Below are 18752 nucleotides of genomic sequence, written 5' to 3'. Positions count from 1 at the left end.
GCTACTCCACGTCCCCCAGCAACGCCTGCAACCCCGGCAGCCACTGCTTGCCGGGATGCCGTACCAGCCACAGGGTGCGCCGCAACGGAGGCAGCGGCGTCTCGAGCACGCGCAGGCGGCCCAGGGCCAATGGCTCTTCCAGCGCGTGACGCGAAAGACAGGCCAGGCCGAGGCCGGCGATGGCGGCCTGCTTGATTGCTTCGGTGTTGCCCAGTTGCAGGGTCTGGGCGAAGCCACGCAGGTGCGGCAGCAGCGCCTGTTCGACAGCTTCGCGGGTGCCGGAGCCTGGCTCGCGCAGCAGCCAGCGTGCGCGGCGCAGTTCGTCCAGCGACCAGCTGGCGGGGGCATCGGCGGCAGCCACGATCACCAGCGAGTCCTGCTGCCACGCGGTCACCTGCAGGCCGCGCTCGTGGCACGGGCCTTCGATCAGGCCGGCGTCCACGTCCAGGCGCTGCACGGCAGCGACCACGCCGGCACTGTTGTCGATGCGCAGGTCGACCTCGGCCTGCGGCGCCTGGCGCAGCAGTTCGGCGATGCGTGGCGGCAGCAGGTAATTGCCGATGGTGGTACTGGCGGCCAGCACCAGCCGCAGCGGTGCCCCCTGCGATGGGTCGCCGCCGGCGGCCAGCTGACGCTCCAGGTCGGCGGCGTTGACCAGCAAGGTGCGCGCCGGCTCCAGCAGTGCGCGGCCATGCCCGTTCAGCGCCAGACGGCGGCCGATGCGGTCGAACAGCGGGGTGCCGAAGTGTGCCTCCAGCTCCTGCAGGGCCGCGCTGCTGGCCGACTGCGAGAGCGCAATGGCCTGGCCGGCAGCGGTGGTGCTGCCATGGTCGGCGATGGCGACGAAAACCTGCAGCTGGCGCAAGGTCAGGCGCATGGCACTTACCTTCTTGATGGGTAGGTTTCACCCATATTATTCGTTTTACAGGTCAGCGACAGACGCGCACGCTTGCCCCATCACTCAAGCCCTGCCCCTGCCATGAATGCCCCTGCCCTCTCCCCCTGGTCCCTGCCCGCCTTGCGCCAACGCTGGCAGCCGCGTCTGCCCGGCCTCGTGCTGGTAGGCCTGATCGCGGCGGCGTCGCTGTATCTGGCCGAGCTTCCGTGGCTCCAGGCGCACGGCTTGAGCGCGCTGACCGTGGCGATCGTCGCCGGCATCGTGGTCGGCAACACCTTCTACCCGCGGCTGGCACCGGGCAGCGCGGCCGGTGTCGGCTTTTCCAAGCACTGGCTGCTGCGCGCCGGCATCGTGCTGTACGGGTTGCGCCTGACCTTCCAGGACATCGGCCATGTCGGCGTCACTGGCGTGCTGATGGACGTGCTGGTGGTTGCCAGCACCTTCGGCCTGGCCTGCTGGCTGGGCGTGCGCGTGTTCAAGATGGAGCGCGAGGCAGCCATGCTGATCGGCGCTGGCAGTGCGATCTGCGGTGCGGCAGCGGTGATGGCCGCCGAGCCGGTGGTGCGTGGCCGCGCTGCGCATGTCACCGTCGCGGTCTCGACGGTGGTGGTGTTCGGCACGCTGGCGATGTTCCTGTACCCGGCGCTATATGCACTGGTGCAGTCGCACGGCTGGCTGGCAATGGACGCGCGGCAGTACGGCCTGTTCACCGGTGCGACGGTGCACGAAGTGGCACAGGTGGTGGCGGCCGGCCGTGCGGTCAACGAAGCGGCAGCTGACACGGCGGTGATCACCAAGATGGTGCGAGTGATGCTGCTGGCGCCGTTCCTGATCGCGCTGTCACTGTGGCTGGCCCGTGGCGGCAAGGCCAGCGCCGATGGCAGCAAGGCGCGCATCGTGGTGCCGTGGTTCGCGTTCGGTTTCGTGGCCGTGGCCGGTTTCAACTCGCTGCATCTGCTTCCGGCCGGCCTGCAGGCCGGGCTGGTGCAGCTGGACACGGTGCTGTTGGCGATGGCGATGGCCGCGCTGGGCCTGACCACCCACGTCTCGGCGCTGCGCCAGGCAGGACTGAAGCCGCTGCTGCTGGCGCTGATCCTGTTCGCCTGGCTGCTGTTCGGTGGCCTGGCAATCCACCAGGGTGTGCTGGCGGTGCTGGGCTGATCAGGAGCGTGCCGACCAGGGGCGGCACATACCAGTAGATCCACGCCGTGCGTGGATGACGACTCCGACGGGGTCAGAGCCCTTTCCTGCGGAAAGGGATCCGTCCCCACCCCATTGGGCGGGACCGGCCGTGCAGGCAGGTACAATGCGCCATGACTGACTTCTCGACCCTGCCGCTGAGCCCGGCCCTGCAGCCCGGCCTGGATGCCCTCGGCTATACCACCCTCACCCCCGTGCAGGCGCAGAGCCTGCCGGCCATCCTGGATGGCCGCGATGTAATCGCACAGGCACCCACCGGCAGCGGCAAGACCGCCGCCTTCGGCCTGGGCCTGCTGCAGTCCATCGACCCCAGCCTGATCCGCGTGCAGGCGCTGGTGCTGTGCCCGACCCGCGAACTGGCCGACCAGGTCGGCAAGCAGATCCGCAAGCTGGCCACCGGCATCCCCAACCTGAAGCTGTTGCTGCTGGTCGGCGGCGTGCCGCTGGGCCCGCAGCTGGCCTCGCTGGAAGGCCATGACCCACACGTTGTGGTGGGCACGCCCGGCCGCGTGCAGGAGCTGGCACGCAAGCGCGCGCTGAATCTTGGCGCGGTGCGCACGCTGGTGCTGGACGAGGCCGACCGCATGCTCGACATGGGCTTCGAGGAGCCGATCCGCGAGATCGCCGGCCGCACCCACAAGGACCGCCAGAGCCTGCTGTTCTCGGCCACCTTCCCCGACAGCATCCGCGCCATGGCGCGTGACCTGCTGCGCGATGCGGTGGAAGTGACCGTGGAAGGCGCCGACCAGGCACCGGCCATCCGCCACCTGTTCTGCGAGGTGGAACCGGCGCATCGCCAGAAGGCGCTGGCCGGCCTGCTGCTGAAGTACACGCCGGAATCGGCGGTGGTGTTCTGCAACACCCGCAAAGACGTGGACGAAGTAGCCAACTCGCTGCAGCAGTTCGGCTTCTCCGCGCTGGCCCTGCATGGCGACATGGAACAGCGCGACCGCGAGGAAGTGCTGTTGCTGCTGGCCAACCGCAGCTGCAACGTGCTGGTGGCCAGCGACGTGGCCGCACGTGGCCTGGACGTGGAAGATCTGGCGGCAGTGATCAATTACGAGCTTCCGACCGACGTGGAAAGCTACCAGCACCGCGTCGGCCGTACCGGCCGTGCCGGTGCCAGTGGCCTGGCGATCAGCCTGGTGGCCGGCCGCGAGAAGACCCGCGCCGAAGCCATCGAAGCGCAGATGGGGCAGCCGCTGGACTGGCAGAAGACGCCGCTGGCAACCTCGCGCCCGGCCGAACTGCCGCAGGCCGCGATGCGCACGCTGCGGATCGACGGTGGCAAGACCGACAAGCTGCGCCCAGGCGACATCCTCGGTGCGCTGACCGGTGATGCCGGCCTGTCGAGCAAGTTCATCGGCAAGATCGCGATCTTCCCGACCCGCTCCTACGTGGCGATCGCGCGCGAGCAGGCCAACAAGGCCGTGGCGAAACTGGAAGCCGGCAAGATCAAGGGCCGTCGTTTCCGCGTGCGGATGATGTGATTGAAGCAGCGTTGCCAACCACGGTTGGCAATGATCTGACCTGGTAGTGGCCAACCTTGGTTGGCCCATCCGTGGCGTCAATCGCGAAAAGCGCTGCCAACCAAGGTTGGCAACTACCGGTTCCCGGCCATTCGCTCTGGTAGATGCCAACCTTGGTTGGCACCTGCCCTTCGATCAGAACACCAGTTCGGTGTGCAGCGGCAGATCCGATTCCCAGCGGGCGCGACCACCCAGGCCGTCCAGTTCGACCAGTACGCCGGCACCGACCACGTCAACGCCCAGGCGGCGCACCAGCGACAGCGCAGCGACCAGCGTGCCGCCGGTGGCCAGCACGTCGTCGATGATCGCCACGCGGGCCCCGGCCGGCAGGGCGTCGGCGTGCACTTCGATGCAGTCACTGCGGTATTCCAGCGTGTATTCCTCGCGCAGCACCTGTCCCGGCAGCTTGCCCGGCTTGCGCACCGGCACGAAGCCCACGCCCAGTTCCAGCGCCATCGCGGCGCCGAGGATGAAGCCACGCGATTCGATACCGATCACCGCGTCCAGCTTCTGGTCGCGCCAACGGTCGGCCATCGCGGTGATGGCACCGCGGAAGTCCTCGCTATGGGCGAGCAGCGGCATGATGTCCTTGAAGAGGATGCCGGGCTTGGGGAAGTCGGCGATGTCGCGCAGGCGGGAGGCCCACTGCGGAGCGACGAGGGCGTCGGTCATGTCACGTTGGCTATCTGATGGCGGCATAGGGTACCTGTTCCGGGCGCCGGCTGCCTGTTGGGGGTGTTCGGCCGGGCTGCGCCCGGCACCTGCAGAGGCTTCAAGCAACGGCAACGGCAACGGCAGAAGCGGGTTTCCTGTGGGATGGCGGGGTGGGTCCGGTGGCGGGGGCCGCTGCAAGTACGTCCATGTAAGCTCGGTCGCCGCATCCATGCGGCTCACGCCCCCGCAACCGGACCCACCCCGCCTTCGACAGTTTCCTGCGACCTGTCGTAGATCCACGCCATGCGTGGATGAATCTTCATCGAAATCGAATATTTCGAGAATTGAACAAAAAGCATCCACGCATGGCGTGGATCGACCGTGTCGACCAAGGTCGACACCTACCCACAGCAACGGGAATCTGTCGGAGGCGGGGCGGTGTCGGAGTGCGGGGTGTCAGCCGCATGGGCCCGAGGCATGCCTCGGGCGGGTTGGGCAGGACGCCCAACCCCGGTCTTGCCGTGTGCGCAGGAAAGCGCACACGAGCAAGCGGCTGCCAAGCCTACACGGACGTACTTGCGGCGTCCCCGCACTCCGACACCGCCCCGCCAAACCACGGAATCCAGCTTTTGCTCTGGCTGTTGACCTGGCCTCTGCGGGTGCAGGGCGCAGCCCTGCCGAAACCCACCCTCAGGAACTGCAGGACAACATCGAGCAGCCGGCGCGGTTGTCGGCCCACGCCGGCCGCTTGCCGGCATAGTGCTCCAGGCCGGCGCGCTCGGTATACGGATCGCGCAGCACATCCTGTAACGCATGAACACCGCCGAGGTCGCCCTGTTCGGCGCGATCGATGGCCTCCTGCGCCAGCCAGTTGCGCAGCACGTACAGCGGATTGGCCGCGGCCATCTTCGCCGTGCGCTCGCTGGCCGACAGCGGATCCACGCGCAGCCGCGCCGCGTAATCCTGCAGCCACTGCTGCAACGGTGCCTGCACCGACTGCTGGCGTGCCTCGTCGTAGTACACCGCGTCCAGCACACCCACATCGGGCGACGCTGGATCAACGCGCATCAGCGCGCGCCAGGCCAGGGTCATGTCCATTGCGCCGTCCTGCATCAACTGCTGCCAGCGCAGGTAGAACTGCAGGTCTTCATCATCCGCCGCAGCCAGGCCGAGTTTCGCTGCGGCATCGCGACGGGTGCAGGCGACGAAGGTGGACTGGTACGCGGCCAATCCTGCCTGCAACGGTTCGACATCGGCGAACAACGGTGACAACGCCTGTGCCAATCGGCTCAGGTTCCAGTACGCCACCTGCGGCTGTGTACCGAAGCGGTAGCGACGCCCCTGGGCATCGGTGGTGTTCGGTGTCCAGTCCGGGTCGAAGTCCTCGACCCAGCCATAAGGACCGTAGTCGAGCGTGAGGCCGAGCACGGACAGGTTGTCGGTGTTCATCACGCCATGCACGAAACCGACGCGCATCCAGTGCGCGATCATCTCGGCAGTGCGCACCGCGATCTGCGCGAACCAGTCGCCGTACAGCGCCTCACCCTGCCCTTCAAGCTCCGGAAAGTCGCGGGCGATGCACGCGTCGACCAGCTGCCGCAACAAGGCAGTTTCGCCGCGTGACGCTGGCAGTTCGAATGAACCAAAGCGCAGGAACGAGGGCGATACCCGGCACACGATGGCGCCGGGCTCGGCACGCGGGTGGCCGTCGTAGAACATGTCGCGTACCACGTCTTCGCCGGTGCCGACCAGCGACAGCGCGCGCGTGGTCGGTACGCCCAGGTGATGCATCGCTTCGCTGCACAGGAATTCGCGGATGGATGAGCGCAGCACTGCGCGGCCATCAGCACCCCGCGAATACGGCGTGGGACCGGCACCCTTCAGCTGCAGTTCCCAATGACGGCCATCCGGTGCGTCCAGTTCGCCCAGCGAGATCGCGCGGCCGTCGCCGAGCTGGCCCGCCCAGTGGCCGAACTGATGGCCACCGTAATTGGCCGCCCACGGCTGCATGCCGGCGTACAGCGCATTGCCGCCGAACACCCGCGCGAAGCCTTCGCTTTCGACTTCAGCGGTATCGAAGCCGAGCATCGCGGCGACGTCCGGCGCCCAAGCCAGCAGCGTAGGCGCCGTCACTGGAGTCGGCATCACCGGCGACCAGGCCGCGCCCAGCACTTCGCGGCGGCGCGGGCCGGATTCGGGGTCGCCCGGCAGGGTGTGCAGCAGGCGGTTGTCGAAACGGGGGCTGTCGGTATCCATGGTGCTGAAGATGGGGACGACCGCCGCCCGCCTCAATTGCCGCTGAGCGCCTGCAGATGACCGCCGTGGGCCTCGGCACGCTGGTAGGCCGGCCGCTCGCTGATGCGCTTGAGAAAGCCACGCAGCGCCGGCTTGTCGTCGAGGCCACCACCCCGTGCGGCCGCAGCCTGGATCGGGAAGCTCATCTGGATGTCGGCTGCGCTGAACCGCTCACCCGCGAACCACGGGCTTTCGGACAGGCGGCGCTCCATCCAGTCCAGGTGCAGTCGTCGCTGCGGACCGATGAAGCCGCGCTCGGCCTTGTCGGCGATGCTGCGCGCAATCGGGCGGGCGAAGAACGGCATCGGCGCGTTGCGGATGCGGCCCATCACCAGGGTCAGCAGCAGCGGCGGCATCGCCGAGCCTTCGGCGTAGTGCAGCCAATAGCGGTAGGCAATGCGCTCGGCGCCATCGGCCGGCATCGGTGACGGCGACAGCTGGCGTTGGGTGTCGTAGCGGTCTGCGAGGTAGTCGAGGATCGCGCCGGACTCGGCCAGTACCAGCTCGCCATCCTGCAGCACCGGCGACTTGCCCAGCGGATGCACGTTACGCAGTTCGGGCGGTGCCAGCAGCGTCTTCGGATCGCGGGGATAACGGCGCAGTTCGTAGTCCAGCCCCAGCTCCTCCAGCATCCACAGCACACGCAGGGAACGGGAGTTTTCCAGGTGGTGGACGATGCGCATGGGGATGATCCTTGGGGAGGCCTGCATCGTACCGCGCCAGCTGCATGCCCTTTGTAGAGTCGAGCGTGCTCGACTGCTTTCCAGAGACAGTCGAGCAATCTCGACTCTACAAAGCAGCAGGCAATAAAAAACGCCGGAAGCTTTCGCTTCCGGCGTTCTGGCTACCAAACGGTAGCAGACGGATTAGACCGCCTGCACCTGGTCAGCCTGCATACCCTTCTGGCCCTGGACGGCGATGAAGGTAACCTTCTGGCCTTCCTGCAGGGTCTTGAAGCCGGTGCCCTGGATGGCACGGAAGTGCACAAACAGGTCCGGGCCGCTTTCCGGGGTGATGAAGCCGAAGCCCTTGGCGTCGTTGAACCACTTGACGGTGCCGGTCTGACGATCAGACATTTGACTAACTCCTGAAACACATGTTGAAAAAATCGCAGCCACCGGGTATCGGGGCCGAGACTGAGTTGCAGGCGTTGGTAAAGCGGATCGATGAGCGGATCGTGAGATCAACTGCACCAGGCCACGATTCACGGTGACCCTAGCAAACACAGTGGGACGAACGATACGCGTGTTTTCTGCAAAAAGCGATAGCCCGGACGTTCATCGGCTGGCCCCGCCCGCTAGACGTGACAAGGGCTGGCAGCCGATCGAGGCTAACCCCGAGTCCCCATTCAGGATTTTCCTACCCTACACTGGGTAAATGACTGAAGCTGAAACCCAAGCTGAACCCGCCCTCCCCCGCATCTGGGTGGACGCGGACGCCTGCCCCACCGTCATTCGCGACATCCTGTTCCGTGCCGCTGAACGCGTTGGCATCGAACTGACCCTGGTTGCCAACCAGTGGATCCGCACCCCGCCCTCACGCTGGCTGCGTTCGATCCAGGTGCCCCAGGGCCTGGACGTGGCCGACAGCGCCATCGTCGAACGGGTCGCTGCCGGAGACCTGGTCGTCACCCAGGACATCCCGCTGGCCGCGCTGGTGCTGGAGAAGAAGGCTGTGGCGCTGAACCCGCGCGGCCAGCTGTACACGCCGAACAACATGGCCGAGCGGCTGTCGATGCGCAATTTCATGGAAGAACTGCGCGGCGCCGGGGTCCAGACCGGCGGCCCGCCGCCGCTGGGCCAGCGCGACCGGCAGCTGTTCGCCGCCGAGCTGGACCGCTGGCTGGCGCGGCGCCCGGTTCGCTGAACGGCCCTACCCGCTCTGGGCGGGCAGGCACAGGCGGCGCTGGCTGCTGAACCGCCGCGGTTCCCCGGTCAGCGGATCATCGAAGGCCAGCCCCTGCGCCAGCAGCTGCAGGGGCGACTCGAACGTGTCATCCCGGCGCGGCCTCAGCTGCGGATACAGGTCATCGCCCTCGATGGGGGCGCCCAACATCGCCATATGCACGCGCAGCTGATGCTTGCGACCGGTTTCCGGCTTCAGCCGGTAGCGCCAGACCGGCCCTTCGGCCTCGATCGGCTCGATCAGGCTGCGCGCATTGGGCTCGCCCGGCACTTCGGCCATGCGGAAGAACGGCTCCCCCGGCACCAGACGACTGTCCCGCAGCAACGGAAACGCCAGCCCGGGCAGCGCCGGTGCCAACGCCTCATAGGTCTTCTCGATGCGCCGCTCGCGGAACAGCCGCTGATAGGCATCGCGCGTGGCTGCCTGGGTCGAGAACAGCACCAGGCCGGCGGTCAGCCGGTCCAGGCGGTGCAACGGCGCCAGTTCGGTGTTGCCGGTGCGTGCGACCAGGCGCGACAGCAGGGTTTCGCGCACATACCCACCCGCCGGCGTTACCGGCAGGAAGTGCGGCTTGTCGGCCACCAGCAGGTGCGCATCCAGATGCAGGATGGTCTCGGCGAAGGGAATCACCGGCTCGTCGGCAACCTCGCGGAAGTACTGGATTTCCAGCCCCACCTGCCAGGGCATGTCCGGCGCCAGTGCCCTGCCCTGCGCATCCTGCACACGGCCTCGGGCGAAGCGGTCCTGCCATTGCGCGCGACCGATGCGCGGGAAACGCGCGCACAGGCCATCGAGCAGGCTGGGCCAGTGGCCGGGGGGCAGCTGCAGGTGGCTGGGCAGGGTCATGGCGTCCATTCCGGCCACGGGAAAGAGCGCCAAGAGTGCCACCGTTGACGCTGCGCAGACAGCCCGGCAACGGACACCCTTGGAGCAAACCTCTATCATTGACGTCTTTAGTCCACGGATCCCCCATGGCTCTTACCGCCACCATCCGCAAGGCCGAACTGCAGATCAGCGACATGGATCGCGGCTACTACGCGACCCACAACCTGACCTTGGCCCAGCACCCGTCCGAGACCGACGAACGATTGATGGTGCGCCTGCTCGCCTTCGCGCTGAACGCCGGCGACCGCCTGGAATTCGGCCGCGGCCTGAGTACCGACGATGAGCCGGACCTGTGGGAACACGACTACACCGGCGACATCCTGCAATGGATCGACCTGGGCCATCCCGACGAATCCCGCATCCGCAAGGCCAGCAACCGCAGCCGGCAGGTGCAGGTGGTCAATTACGGCGGCAACGCCTCGGAGATCTGGTGGGGCAAGCAGGGCAAGGGCCTGGCGCGCTTCGACAACCTGTCGGTGGTTGACCTCGATGGTGCCTTCGTCGAACTGTGGGGCCAGCAGATCCAGCGCGCGATGCGCTGGAGCGTGCTGATCCAGGACGGTGAAGTGCAGCTACTCAACGATCAGATGCAGCTCGACGTGGTCCCGAACTGGCGTAAGCGCGCCAAGGCATGAGCACGATCCGTTGCGACGTGGTGGTCATCGGCGCCGGCGCGGCCGGGCTGATGACCGCGATCACGGCTGGCCAGCGCGGCCGCCAGGTGCAGGTGATCGACCATGCCAACAAGGTCGGCAAGAAGATCCTGATGTCCGGCGGTGGCCGCTGCAACTTCACCAACACCGGCACCACCCCGGCCAACTTCCTGTCGGCCAACCCGCACTTCTGCAAATCGGCGCTGGCGCGCTACACGCCCTGGCACTTCATCGAGCTGGTCAGCAAGCACGGCATCGCCTATCACGAAAAGGAGCTGGGCCAGCTGTTCTGCGACATCTCGTCCAAGCAGATCGTGAAGATGCTGGTGGACGAATGCCAGGCGGCCGGTGCCCAGATCCGCACCGAATGCAGCGTGCAGCGCATCGAGCACGGCAGCGACGGATTCCGTGTGCACACCACGCAGGGCCTGTTCCACTGCGCCTCGCTGGTGGTTGCCACCGGCGGCCTGTCGATTCCGAGCATGGGCGCCACCGGCTTTGGCTACGAGATTGCTCGCCAGTTCGGCCATCAGGTGCTGCCGACCCGCGCCGGGCTGGTGCCGCTGACGCTCAGCGGCAAGCACCAGGAACGGCTGGCCGACCTGAGTGGTGTCGCCCTGCCGATCGAGGCGCGCTGCAACGGCAAGAGCTTCCAGAACTTCATGCTGCTGACCCACCGCGGCGTGAGCGGCCCGGCGATCCTGCAGATCTCCTCGTTCTGGCAACCCGGCGATGCGCTGGAGCTGGACCTGCTGCCCGGCCAGGATGCCGGCGAGTGGCTGCGCCAGATGAAGCGCGAGCGCCCGGCCGCCGAGCTGCGCACGGTGCTGGCCGAGGTACTGCCGAAGCGGCTGGCGCAGCGCCTGTGCGAGCACTGGCTGCCCGACCGGCCTGTGCGCCAGCTGGACGAGCCGGTGCTGCGCCAGGCCGCGCAGCTGCTGGGCGCGTTCCCGCTGGTGGCCAGCGGCACCGAGGGCTATCGCACCGCCGAAGTCACCCTGGGCGGCGTGGATACCGCTGAGGTGTCGTCCTCGACAATGGAATCCAAGCGCGTACCCGGCCTGCATTTCGTCGGCGAGGTGCTGGATGTGACCGGCTGGCTGGGCGGCTACAACTTCCAGTGGGCCTGGGCCAGCGGCCACGCGGCCGGTGGCGTGGTGTGAACCAGATCGCCGTTCGATGCGTGCAAGGGGCGCGCGCATGGACGGTTCGCCGCGCATCGTGTATCTAGATTCGCAGATTGGGGAGCAGTGCATGCAGAACGCGAACGACATCACCATCCGCCTGCTGATCGTCGATGACAGCGGCGAGAATGCCGAAGCCATTGTCAGCACGCTGCGCAACAGCGGCATCGCGGTGCGCCCTTGGCGTCCACAGGATGCGGCCGAGCTGTCCCAGGTGCTGTCCAGCCAGGCCATCGACCTGGTGCTGGCGTCCCCCTCGCAGGGCATCCCGCTGCCGTTGGTGGCCCAGCACATCGCCGCCAGCGGCAAGGACATTCCGCTGGTGCTGCTGGCCGATCGCATCGACGAGGACGAGCTGGTGCAGGCCAGCAGCCACGGCATCCGTGCCCTCGCCCTGCGCCAGCGCTCCGAGCATCTGTTGGCCGTGGTCCGCGACCAATGGGTGGACCTGCAGGCCCGTCGCGGCCTGCGCCGCATCGAAGCGCAGATGCGCGAGACCGAGCGCCGCTGCGATGCGCTGATCGCCTCTTCGCGCGATCCCATCGCCTACGTGCACGAAGGGATGCACATCCGTGCCAACGATGCCTACCTGGAAATGTTCGGCTACGAGCAGTTCGACGACATCGAAGGCATCTCGCTGCTGGACATGGTCGCCGCGCAGCATGTGGAAGGCTTCAAGCAGCTGCTGAAGGGCCTGAGCCGTGGCGAGGCGCCGCCGCCGCAGTACCAGCTCGATGCCCGCCACGAGGATGGCAGTACGTTCGCGGCAACCATGGAATTCACCGCCGCCACCTACGAAGGCGAATCCTGCCTGCAGGTGGTGCTTCGCCGCCGCATGGAGTTCGATCCGGAGCTGGCCCGCGAGGTCGAGGACCTGCGCCAGCGCGATCAGGTCACGGGCCTGCTCAACCGCCCGACCTTCATGCTGCAGCTGGAAAGCGCAGTGGCACAGGCCGGGCGCAGCGAAGGCCAGTTCGGCCTGCTGCTGATCGAGCCGGACCACTACGCGCGCCTGCTGCCGGACATCGGCCTGGCCTCGGCCGACGCGCTGATCGGCGCCCTTGCCGGCCTGCTGGCCGAGGTCGTTGGCGAGGACGCGCAGCTGGCCCGCTTCGGCGAACACAATTTCGCCGTGCTGCAGGCCGGGCCCTACGCGCAGACCGTGGCACTGGCCGAGCGCATCCGCGAAGCGTATGCAGCGCATGTGTTCAGCATCGGCGCGCGCTCGGCTACGGTGACGGTCAGCATCGGTGGCGTGCAGGTGGGCGAGAAGATCGCCAGCATCGGCCAGGTGCTCGCACGCGCCAGCGAGTGCACGCATGCCGCCGCCGAACTGGGCAATACCTGCCGCATCTTCGACCCGGCTGCGGCCGACCGCGTCGAGGAAGAACGCGTGCTGCGCTGGGTCACCCGTATCCGTGAAGCACTGGCCGGCGACGGCTTCCAGCTGCACTACCAGCCGGTGCTGAACCTGCAGGGCGAGCCGCTGGAGCTGTACGAGGCCTACCTGCGCCTGGAGCACAACGGCGAACTGCTGAGCCCGACCGCGTTCCTGGGCATCGCCGAGGAGTACGGCCTGCTGGCGGAGATCAACCGCTGGGTGGTTTCGCAGGCCATCGCCGTACTGGGTCAGCGCGCACGCCAGGGCCACGCCACCCAGGTACTGGTGAAGGTGACGCCGGAATCGTTCGACGACCCAGAGATGATCGCCACCCTGCGGCGCGAGCTGCAGGCGCAGGGCGTGCCCGGCGAACGGCTGTGGCTGCATGCGCCGGAAGCGAAGGTGTTCACCCACCTGCGCAGTGCGCAGCAGTTCCTTGCCGAAGTGGCGCCACTGGGCTGCCGCATCGGGCTGGAGCAGTTCGGTTCGGGATTGGACTCGTTCCAGCTGCTCGCCCACTTCCAGCCGCAGTTCCTCAAGCTGGACCGCGGTTTCACCAGCGATCTGGCGGCCACCCGCGAGAACATCGACCGCATCAGCCAGATCACCGCACGCGCGCAGGAGGCCGGCATCCGCACCATCGCCGAGTTCGTCAGCGACGCCAATTCGATGACCCTGCTGTTCAGTGCCGGCGTGGATTACGTGCAGGGCGACTTCGTCGGCCCGGCGCTGCCGGAGATGGGGTTCGAGTTCGGGTGACCGCGGTAGTGCCGGCCGCTGGCCGGCGTCCTTGGTCCCCAGGGTTGCCGGCCAGCGGCCGGCCCCACCAAAAGAGAAGGCCGGCTTTCGCCGGCCTTTTCATTGGTCAGGTCATGTCGACCAGATTATCGATCTTCACGTCCGGATTGACGTCGGCCTCGTAGTCGACACCCTCCACGCCAAAACCGAACAGGCGCAGGAAGTCGGCCTTGTAGCCGGCCAGGTCGCTGATCTCGTACAGGTTCTCATTGGTGACCTGCGGCCACAGCGCGACCACCTTGCCCTGCACGTCTGCCGCCATTTCCTTGTAGTCGGCACGCAGGCGGCCTTCCTCGTCGACCAGCGCGACGGTATGGCCATCGCCATCGACCAGATCGTGGCGCAGGCGATCGATCGCCACGCCGTCGGCCTTGCCGCCGTAGAGGATGTCGTACAGCACGTCCAGCTGCTCGATGCAGCCTTCGTGGGTGCCCTTTTCCTTCATCACCTTGAACAGCAGCGACAGGTAGAGCGGCATGGTCGGAATGGCCGAGCTGGCCTGGGTGACCACGGCCTTCAGCACCGACACGCGAGCGTCGCCGCCGATTTTCGCCAGCTTCTCGCGCAGGCCCAGCACCTTGGTGTCCAGGTCCTTCTTGGCGGCGCCGATCGAGCCGTTCCAGTAAATCGCCTGGGTGATCTCTTCGCCCACGTAGGTGAAGGCCGTGGTGGTGCAGCCGTTGGCCAGCACGCCGGCGTCGGCCAGCGCGTCGATCCACATCTGCCAGTCTTCGCCACCCATCACCGCGACGGTGCCAGCGATCTCTTCCGGGGTAGCCGGCTGCAGGGTGGTTTCCGTGATTACTTCCTTGTCGGTATCCAGGCCGCGCAGGGTGATCGGCTCGCCGATCGGCTTCAGCGTGGAGCTGATGACTTCACCGGTCTTGGGGTGCTTGCGACGCGGCGCCGCCAGGCTGTAGACGACCTGATCGACCTGGCCGAGATCGGCCTTGATCATTTCGATGGTCTTCGCCTTCACTTCATCGGAGAAGGCATCGCCGTTGATGCTCTTGGCGTACAGGCCGGCTTCGTCGGCGTACTTGTGGAACGCAGCCGAGTTGTACCAGCCCGCGGTGCCCGGCTTGGATTCGGTACCCGGGCGCTCGAAGAAGATGCCCAGGGTCGCGGCGCCGCTGCCGAAGGCAGCGGTGATGCGCGCAGCCAGACCGTAGCCGGTGGAGGCGCCGATCACCAGCACGCGCTTGGGGCCGTTCTGGATCGGCGGACGCGCGCGGATGTAGTCGATCTGCTGCTTGACCGCGGCCTCGCAGCCGGTCGGGTGGGTGGTGACGCAGATGAAGCCGCGGACGCGCGGTTTGATGACCATGGATACCTCGGGTTGGCAGATGCGGCGCACGGGGCGCTCAGCAGGAATACGGGTGCGCGCCTGCGCGCGCGAACCGCAGGATCGTAGTGCGCGGGGGCCGAATGCACAACCGACGCTGGCGTAGGGTGGTGTTTCTTTTGCAGGGTTGCACCCTGCACCTGCGGTAGTGCCGGCCGCTGGCCGGCAACCTCAACAGCAACGTCAGAAGCTGGGTTCCTGAGGATTGGCGGGGTGGGTCCGGTTGCGGGGGACGCCGTAAACCCATCCTTGGGGGCTTGGCCGCGGCATCCATGCCGCGGACACCCCCGCAACCGGACCCACCCCGCCTTCGACAGTCTTCCGCGATCTGTCGGAACAGCTCTTGGGGTCAGATCCGTTTTCCGAAGGAAAACGGATCTGACCCCAGAATTGTTTCGATATCTGACAAATGTGTCGACCAAGGTCGACACCTACCGACAGCCGCAGGAATCTGTCAAAGGTGGGGCGGTGTCGGAGTGCGGGGTGTCAGCCGCATGGATGCGGCTGCCAAGCCTACAGGGACGTACTTGCGGCGCCCCCGCACTCCGACACCGCCCCACCAATCCACGGAATGCCCGCTGTTGCTGTTGCTGTTGCTGTTGCCTCTGCAGGTGCAGGGCTGCAAGCCCTGCCAACAAAAAACCCCGCTTGCGCGGGGTTCTCTGTGCATTGCGTGCAGCGCGAACGCTTACGGGCGACGGGCCAGGGCCTCGACGTCCTTCGCCTTCGGCAGCAGGTCCTGCTTGCTGACACGCAGGAAACCGATCGTCAGCATCGGCACCGCCACCAGGATCGAGGACAGCACCACAATCACCGCACCGATCATGTGCGTCTCGGCCAGGCCTTCCATCGAGCTGCCGCCGTACAGGTACAGGGCCAGCGCCGACAGGAAGAACATCACCGCGGTGATCACCGTACGCGACAGCGTCTGGTTGATCGAACGGTTCAGCACTTCCATCGAGTCCACGCGCAGGCTGCGGAAGTTCTCGCGGACGCGGTCGAAGACCACGATGATGTCGTTGATCGCAAAGCCCATCACCGACAGCAGGCCGGCCAGCACGGTCAGGTCGAACTCACGACCCAGCAGGGACACGTAAGCGACCGTCACGATCAGGTCGAACATCGCCACGATGCTGGCGGTGACCGCGAACTTCCACTCGAAGCGCACTGCGATGTAGATCAGGAAGCCGGCCAGCATGAAGATGGTGGCGTACAGGCCATTCATCGCCAGATCCTTGCCGATCTGCGGGCCGACGAACTCGTTGCGCAGCACGGTGGCCTGGTTGTCGGCAGAAGACAGCGCCTTCACCACGGCGGCAGCGGTGGCCTTGTCCTCGGCGGCGGCGTCACCGGTACCCGGCGCATGCTCACCGTGCGGGGCCAGGCGGATCAGCAGGTCGGTGTTGCCACCGACGCTCTGGACCTGGGCGCCTTCGAAGCCACTCTGCTCGAGCTTGTTGCGGACCTGCTCGACGTCCACCGGCTTGTCGAAGCGGGCTTCGATCAGGGTGCCGCCGGTGAAGTCCAGCGCGTAGTTGAAGCCCTTGATGCCGATGATGGCGACCGAGGCCAGGAACACCACGATGGTGACTGCCATGGCGACATGGCGCCAGCGCATGAAGTCGATCTTGGTGTCGTTCGGGAGGATGTGCAGCGGAAACAGTTTCATTGTGCGTGTCGTCCCGTCAGATGGCCACGTTCTGGAGCTTCTTGCGACGGCCGTAGATCAGCGTCGCCAGCGCACGCGACACGGTGATCGCGGTGAACATGGAGGCGAAAATACCGATGATCATGGTCAGTGCGAAGCCCTTCAGCGGACCGGTACCGAATGCGAACAGCGCCACACCGACGATCAGGCCGGTCAGGTTGGCGTCGAGGATGGTGCCCGAGGCACGCTCGTAACCGGTCACGATCGCGGTCTTGCCCGGCACGCCGGCACGCAGCTCTTCACGGATACGCTCGTTGATCAGCACGTTGGCGTCCACCGACAGGCCGACCGACAACGCCAGGCCGGCGAAGCCCGGCAGGGTCATGGTCGCGCCAAACAGCGACATCACCGCCACCACGATCAGCAGGTTGAACAGCATCGCGATCGAGGTGATCACACCGAACATGCGGTAGTAGACGCTGAAGAACACCAGGGTGAACAGGAACGCGAACACCACTGCGCGCATGCCGTTCTTGACGTTCTCGGCGCCGAGGCTCGGGCCGACCACACGCTCTTCGACGAAGTCCATCGGCGCGGCCAGCGAGCCGGACTTCAGCAGCTTGGCCAGGTCGTCGGCTTCCTTCTTCTGCAGGCCGGTGGTCTGGAAGTTCTTGCCGAACACGCCGTTGATGTTGGCCACCGAGATCACTTCCTCGTTGACCTTGAAGCCACGCACTTCCTGGCCGTCAACCAGGGTCACGGTCGGCACGCGTTCGGTATACACCACCGCCATCGGCTTGTTCACGTTGGCGCTGGTGAAGTCGAACATGCGCTGGCCGCCGACGTTGTTCAGCGTCACGCTGACCGCCGGGGCACCGCTGGTGGAGTCGGTCACCGCCTGCGCGCCGACCATCTGGTCGCCGGTGACGATCACGCGCTTGTTCAGCAGGATCGGACCGCCGCCGTCACGACGCTGATAGACCTTCGCTTCCGGCGGAATGCGGCCGGAGTCGATGGCGTCCTGGGCATTGCCCTCGACCACCGCGCGGTATTCCAGGGTGGCGGTGGCGCCGATCATGCGCTTGGCTTCGGCAGTGTCCTGCACGCCGGGCAGCTGCACGACCACGCGGTCGGCACCCTGGCGCTGGATGATCGGCTCGGCCACGCCGAGCTGGTTCACGCGGTTGCGCAGGGTGTTGATGTTCTGCTCGATGGCGCCATTGGCGATCTGCGCGATCTCGGTCTCCGGCACGGTCACCGTGATTCGGTTGCCGCTGACGTCGTAGCCGAGCGTCGGCTGCGCCTTCACCAGCGCCGCACGGGCACGCTGTGCGGCGTCATCACCGGCGGACGGGCTCAGGTTGGCCACGATGCTGTTGTCCGCGCGACGCTCCACCGACTGGTACGCGATGCGCGCGTCACGCAGGGTGCTGCGCACGTCTTCGGTGTAGGCGTCCAGGCGCTTGTCGAGGGCGGCCTTCTGGTCGACCTGCAGCACGAAGTGCACACCACCCTGCAGGTCCAGGCCCAGCACCATCGGGCGACCGCCGAGGTTGGCCAGCCAGTCCGGCACGGTCGAGGCCAGGTTCAGGGCCACGGTGTACTTTTCGCCGACGGTGTCGCGCAGGGCGTCGCTGGCAGCGGACTGCGCCTTCAGGTCCGGCAGGCGGACAATCAGGCTTTCCCCTTCCTTCTCGACACCGACGGGGGTGACTCCGGCCGTCTTCAGGTCGGCCAGCACACGGTCGCGCAGCGCATCGTCGATCTGCCCGCCACGGTTGGCGGTGATCTGGAGGGCCGGGTCCTTCTGGTAGATGTTGGGCAGCGCGTACAGCGCGCTGAGCGCCAGTACGATCAGGATGACGACGTACTTCCAGCGTGGAAATTCGAGCATTGCTTGGGTCCCGCGCGGCGCCATCCCCGGCGCCGCGGTTGTGCATCGGAAAGGGAGTGGCTTACTGGGCCGACTTCAGGGTACCGGCCGGCAGCACGTTGCCGACAGCGCCCTTCTGCACGCGGATGCGCACGTTGTCAGCCACTTCAATGGTGATGAAGTTGTCGCCGATGTCGGTGACGATGCCGGCGATGCCGCCGTTGGTCAGCACTTCATCGCCACGCTTGATCTTCTCCAGCATGGCCTTGTGCTCCTTCTGCCGCTTCATCTGCGGGCGGATCATCAGGAAGTACATGATGGCGATCAGGATGACCGGGAACAGCAGCGTGGTCAGGCCCATGCCCTGCGGTTGGCCGCCGGCGGCCTGGGCGTGGGCGGCGGGAATCAGGAAAGCAAGCAGGTTCATCGTTGGTCCTTTGGTTGGGCGGCGCTTCGGCCCTTTCACGGGCACGAGGTGTCGACCGCGGATCTGGGTCAGCCTTG

General features: G+C 66.7%; 16 protein-coding genes. 6 read left to right on the top strand and 10 right to left on the bottom strand.

Annotation, left to right across the window (positions count from 1 at the left end; genetic code table 11):
- Position 1: 1 nt before the first annotated feature.
- Positions 2 to 877, bottom strand: coding sequence for a LysR family transcriptional regulator (locus AC5P5X_RS10410; protein ID WP_111189185.1), 876 nt, complete (start codon positions 875 to 877; stop codon positions 2 to 4).
- A 102-nt stretch (positions 878 to 979) separates the two neighbouring features.
- Here AC5P5X_RS10410 and AC5P5X_RS10405 point away from each other — a divergent pair, with 102 nt between their 5' ends.
- Positions 980 to 2059, top strand: coding sequence for a YeiH family protein (locus AC5P5X_RS10405; RefSeq protein WP_012479937.1), 1080 nt, complete (start codon positions 980 to 982; stop codon positions 2057 to 2059).
- Positions 2060 to 2211: 152 nt separating this feature from the next.
- On the top strand, positions 2212 to 3588 hold the full coding sequence (dbpA, locus tag AC5P5X_RS10400; RefSeq protein ID WP_005409269.1) for an ATP-dependent RNA helicase DbpA: 1377 nt from the start codon (positions 2212 to 2214) through the stop codon (positions 3586 to 3588).
- Positions 3589 to 3762: 174 nt separating this feature from the next.
- Here the strand turns inward: dbpA and AC5P5X_RS10395 are convergent, their stop codons facing one another.
- From AC5P5X_RS10395 to AC5P5X_RS10380, 4 genes are all read right to left on the bottom strand, one after another.
- Positions 3763 to 4299, bottom strand: coding sequence for an adenine phosphoribosyltransferase (locus tag AC5P5X_RS10395; RefSeq protein WP_005409268.1), 537 nt, complete (start codon positions 4297 to 4299; stop codon positions 3763 to 3765).
- Positions 4300 to 4971: 672 nt separating this feature from the next.
- Positions 4972 to 6537 carry a protein adenylyltransferase SelO gene (locus AC5P5X_RS10390; RefSeq protein WP_329762674.1) on the bottom strand — a complete coding sequence of 522 codons (1566 nt, stop codon included), beginning with the start codon at positions 6535 to 6537 and terminating at the stop codon, positions 4972 to 4974.
- Positions 6538 to 6569: 32 nt separating this feature from the next.
- Complete coding sequence (locus AC5P5X_RS10385; RefSeq protein ID WP_033834915.1) at positions 6570 to 7259, bottom strand: glutathione S-transferase family protein; 690 nt, start codon at positions 7257 to 7259, stop codon at positions 6570 to 6572.
- 183 nt (positions 7260 to 7442) lie between these two features.
- Positions 7443 to 7652, bottom strand: coding sequence for a cold-shock protein (locus tag AC5P5X_RS10380; protein ID WP_004153307.1), 210 nt, complete (start codon positions 7650 to 7652; stop codon positions 7443 to 7445).
- Between the two features lie 301 nt (positions 7653 to 7953).
- Between AC5P5X_RS10380 and AC5P5X_RS10375 the strand changes: the two genes are divergently transcribed.
- On the top strand, positions 7954 to 8442 hold the full coding sequence (locus AC5P5X_RS10375; protein ID WP_005409265.1) for a YaiI/YqxD family protein: 489 nt from the start codon (positions 7954 to 7956) through the stop codon (positions 8440 to 8442).
- Positions 8443 to 8448: 6 nt separating this feature from the next.
- Here AC5P5X_RS10375 and AC5P5X_RS10370 read toward each other — a convergent pair whose 3' ends face one another.
- The gene (locus AC5P5X_RS10370) at positions 8449 to 9327 is read right to left on the bottom strand and encodes a pseudouridine synthase (RefSeq protein ID WP_060379941.1); all 879 of its coding nucleotides are present in this window, start codon (positions 9325 to 9327) and stop codon (positions 8449 to 8451) included.
- Between the two features lie 125 nt (positions 9328 to 9452).
- On the opposite strand from AC5P5X_RS10370, the gene AC5P5X_RS10365 reads away from it, so the two are divergent.
- From AC5P5X_RS10365 to AC5P5X_RS10355, 3 genes are all read left to right on the top strand, one after another.
- Complete coding sequence (locus AC5P5X_RS10365; RefSeq protein WP_005409263.1) at positions 9453 to 10001, top strand: YaeQ family protein; 549 nt, start codon at positions 9453 to 9455, stop codon at positions 9999 to 10001.
- Complete coding sequence (locus AC5P5X_RS10360) at positions 9998 to 11182, top strand: BaiN/RdsA family NAD(P)/FAD-dependent oxidoreductase (RefSeq protein WP_005409262.1); 1185 nt, start codon at positions 9998 to 10000, stop codon at positions 11180 to 11182. Before AC5P5X_RS10365 ends, AC5P5X_RS10360 begins: the two co-directional genes overlap by 4 nt.
- A 91-nt stretch (positions 11183 to 11273) precedes the next feature.
- Positions 11274 to 13343: an EAL domain-containing response regulator gene (locus tag AC5P5X_RS10355; RefSeq protein ID WP_005413024.1), complete on the top strand. Its 2070-nt coding sequence runs from the start codon at positions 11274 to 11276 to the stop codon at positions 13341 to 13343.
- A gap of 106 nt (positions 13344 to 13449) precedes the next feature.
- On the opposite strand, the gene fabV is transcribed toward AC5P5X_RS10355, so the two are convergent.
- The 4 genes from fabV to yajC form a co-directional block, all read right to left on the bottom strand.
- Positions 13450 to 14709, bottom strand: a complete 1260-nt coding sequence (fabV, locus tag AC5P5X_RS10350; protein ID WP_012479931.1) for an enoyl-ACP reductase FabV — start codon at positions 14707 to 14709, stop codon at positions 13450 to 13452.
- A gap of 706 nt (positions 14710 to 15415) precedes the next feature.
- Positions 15416 to 16396 carry a protein translocase subunit SecF gene (gene secF, locus AC5P5X_RS10345; protein ID WP_005413022.1) on the bottom strand — a complete coding sequence of 327 codons (981 nt, stop codon included), beginning with the start codon at positions 16394 to 16396 and terminating at the stop codon, positions 15416 to 15418.
- Between the two features lie 16 nt (positions 16397 to 16412).
- Positions 16413 to 18269: a protein translocase subunit SecD gene (secD, locus tag AC5P5X_RS10340; protein WP_043035689.1), complete on the bottom strand. Its 1857-nt coding sequence runs from the start codon at positions 18267 to 18269 to the stop codon at positions 16413 to 16415.
- Between the two features lie 61 nt (positions 18270 to 18330).
- Positions 18331 to 18675: a preprotein translocase subunit YajC gene (gene yajC / locus AC5P5X_RS10335; RefSeq protein WP_005409257.1), complete on the bottom strand. Its 345-nt coding sequence runs from the start codon at positions 18673 to 18675 to the stop codon at positions 18331 to 18333.
- Positions 18676 to 18752 lie beyond the last annotated feature (77 nt).

Source organism: Stenotrophomonas sp. YJH_SMC_91 (assembly GCF_059368495.1).
The sequence above is the reverse complement of the archived record's forward strand: the minus strand, read 5'-3'. Positions and strand labels throughout refer to the sequence as shown.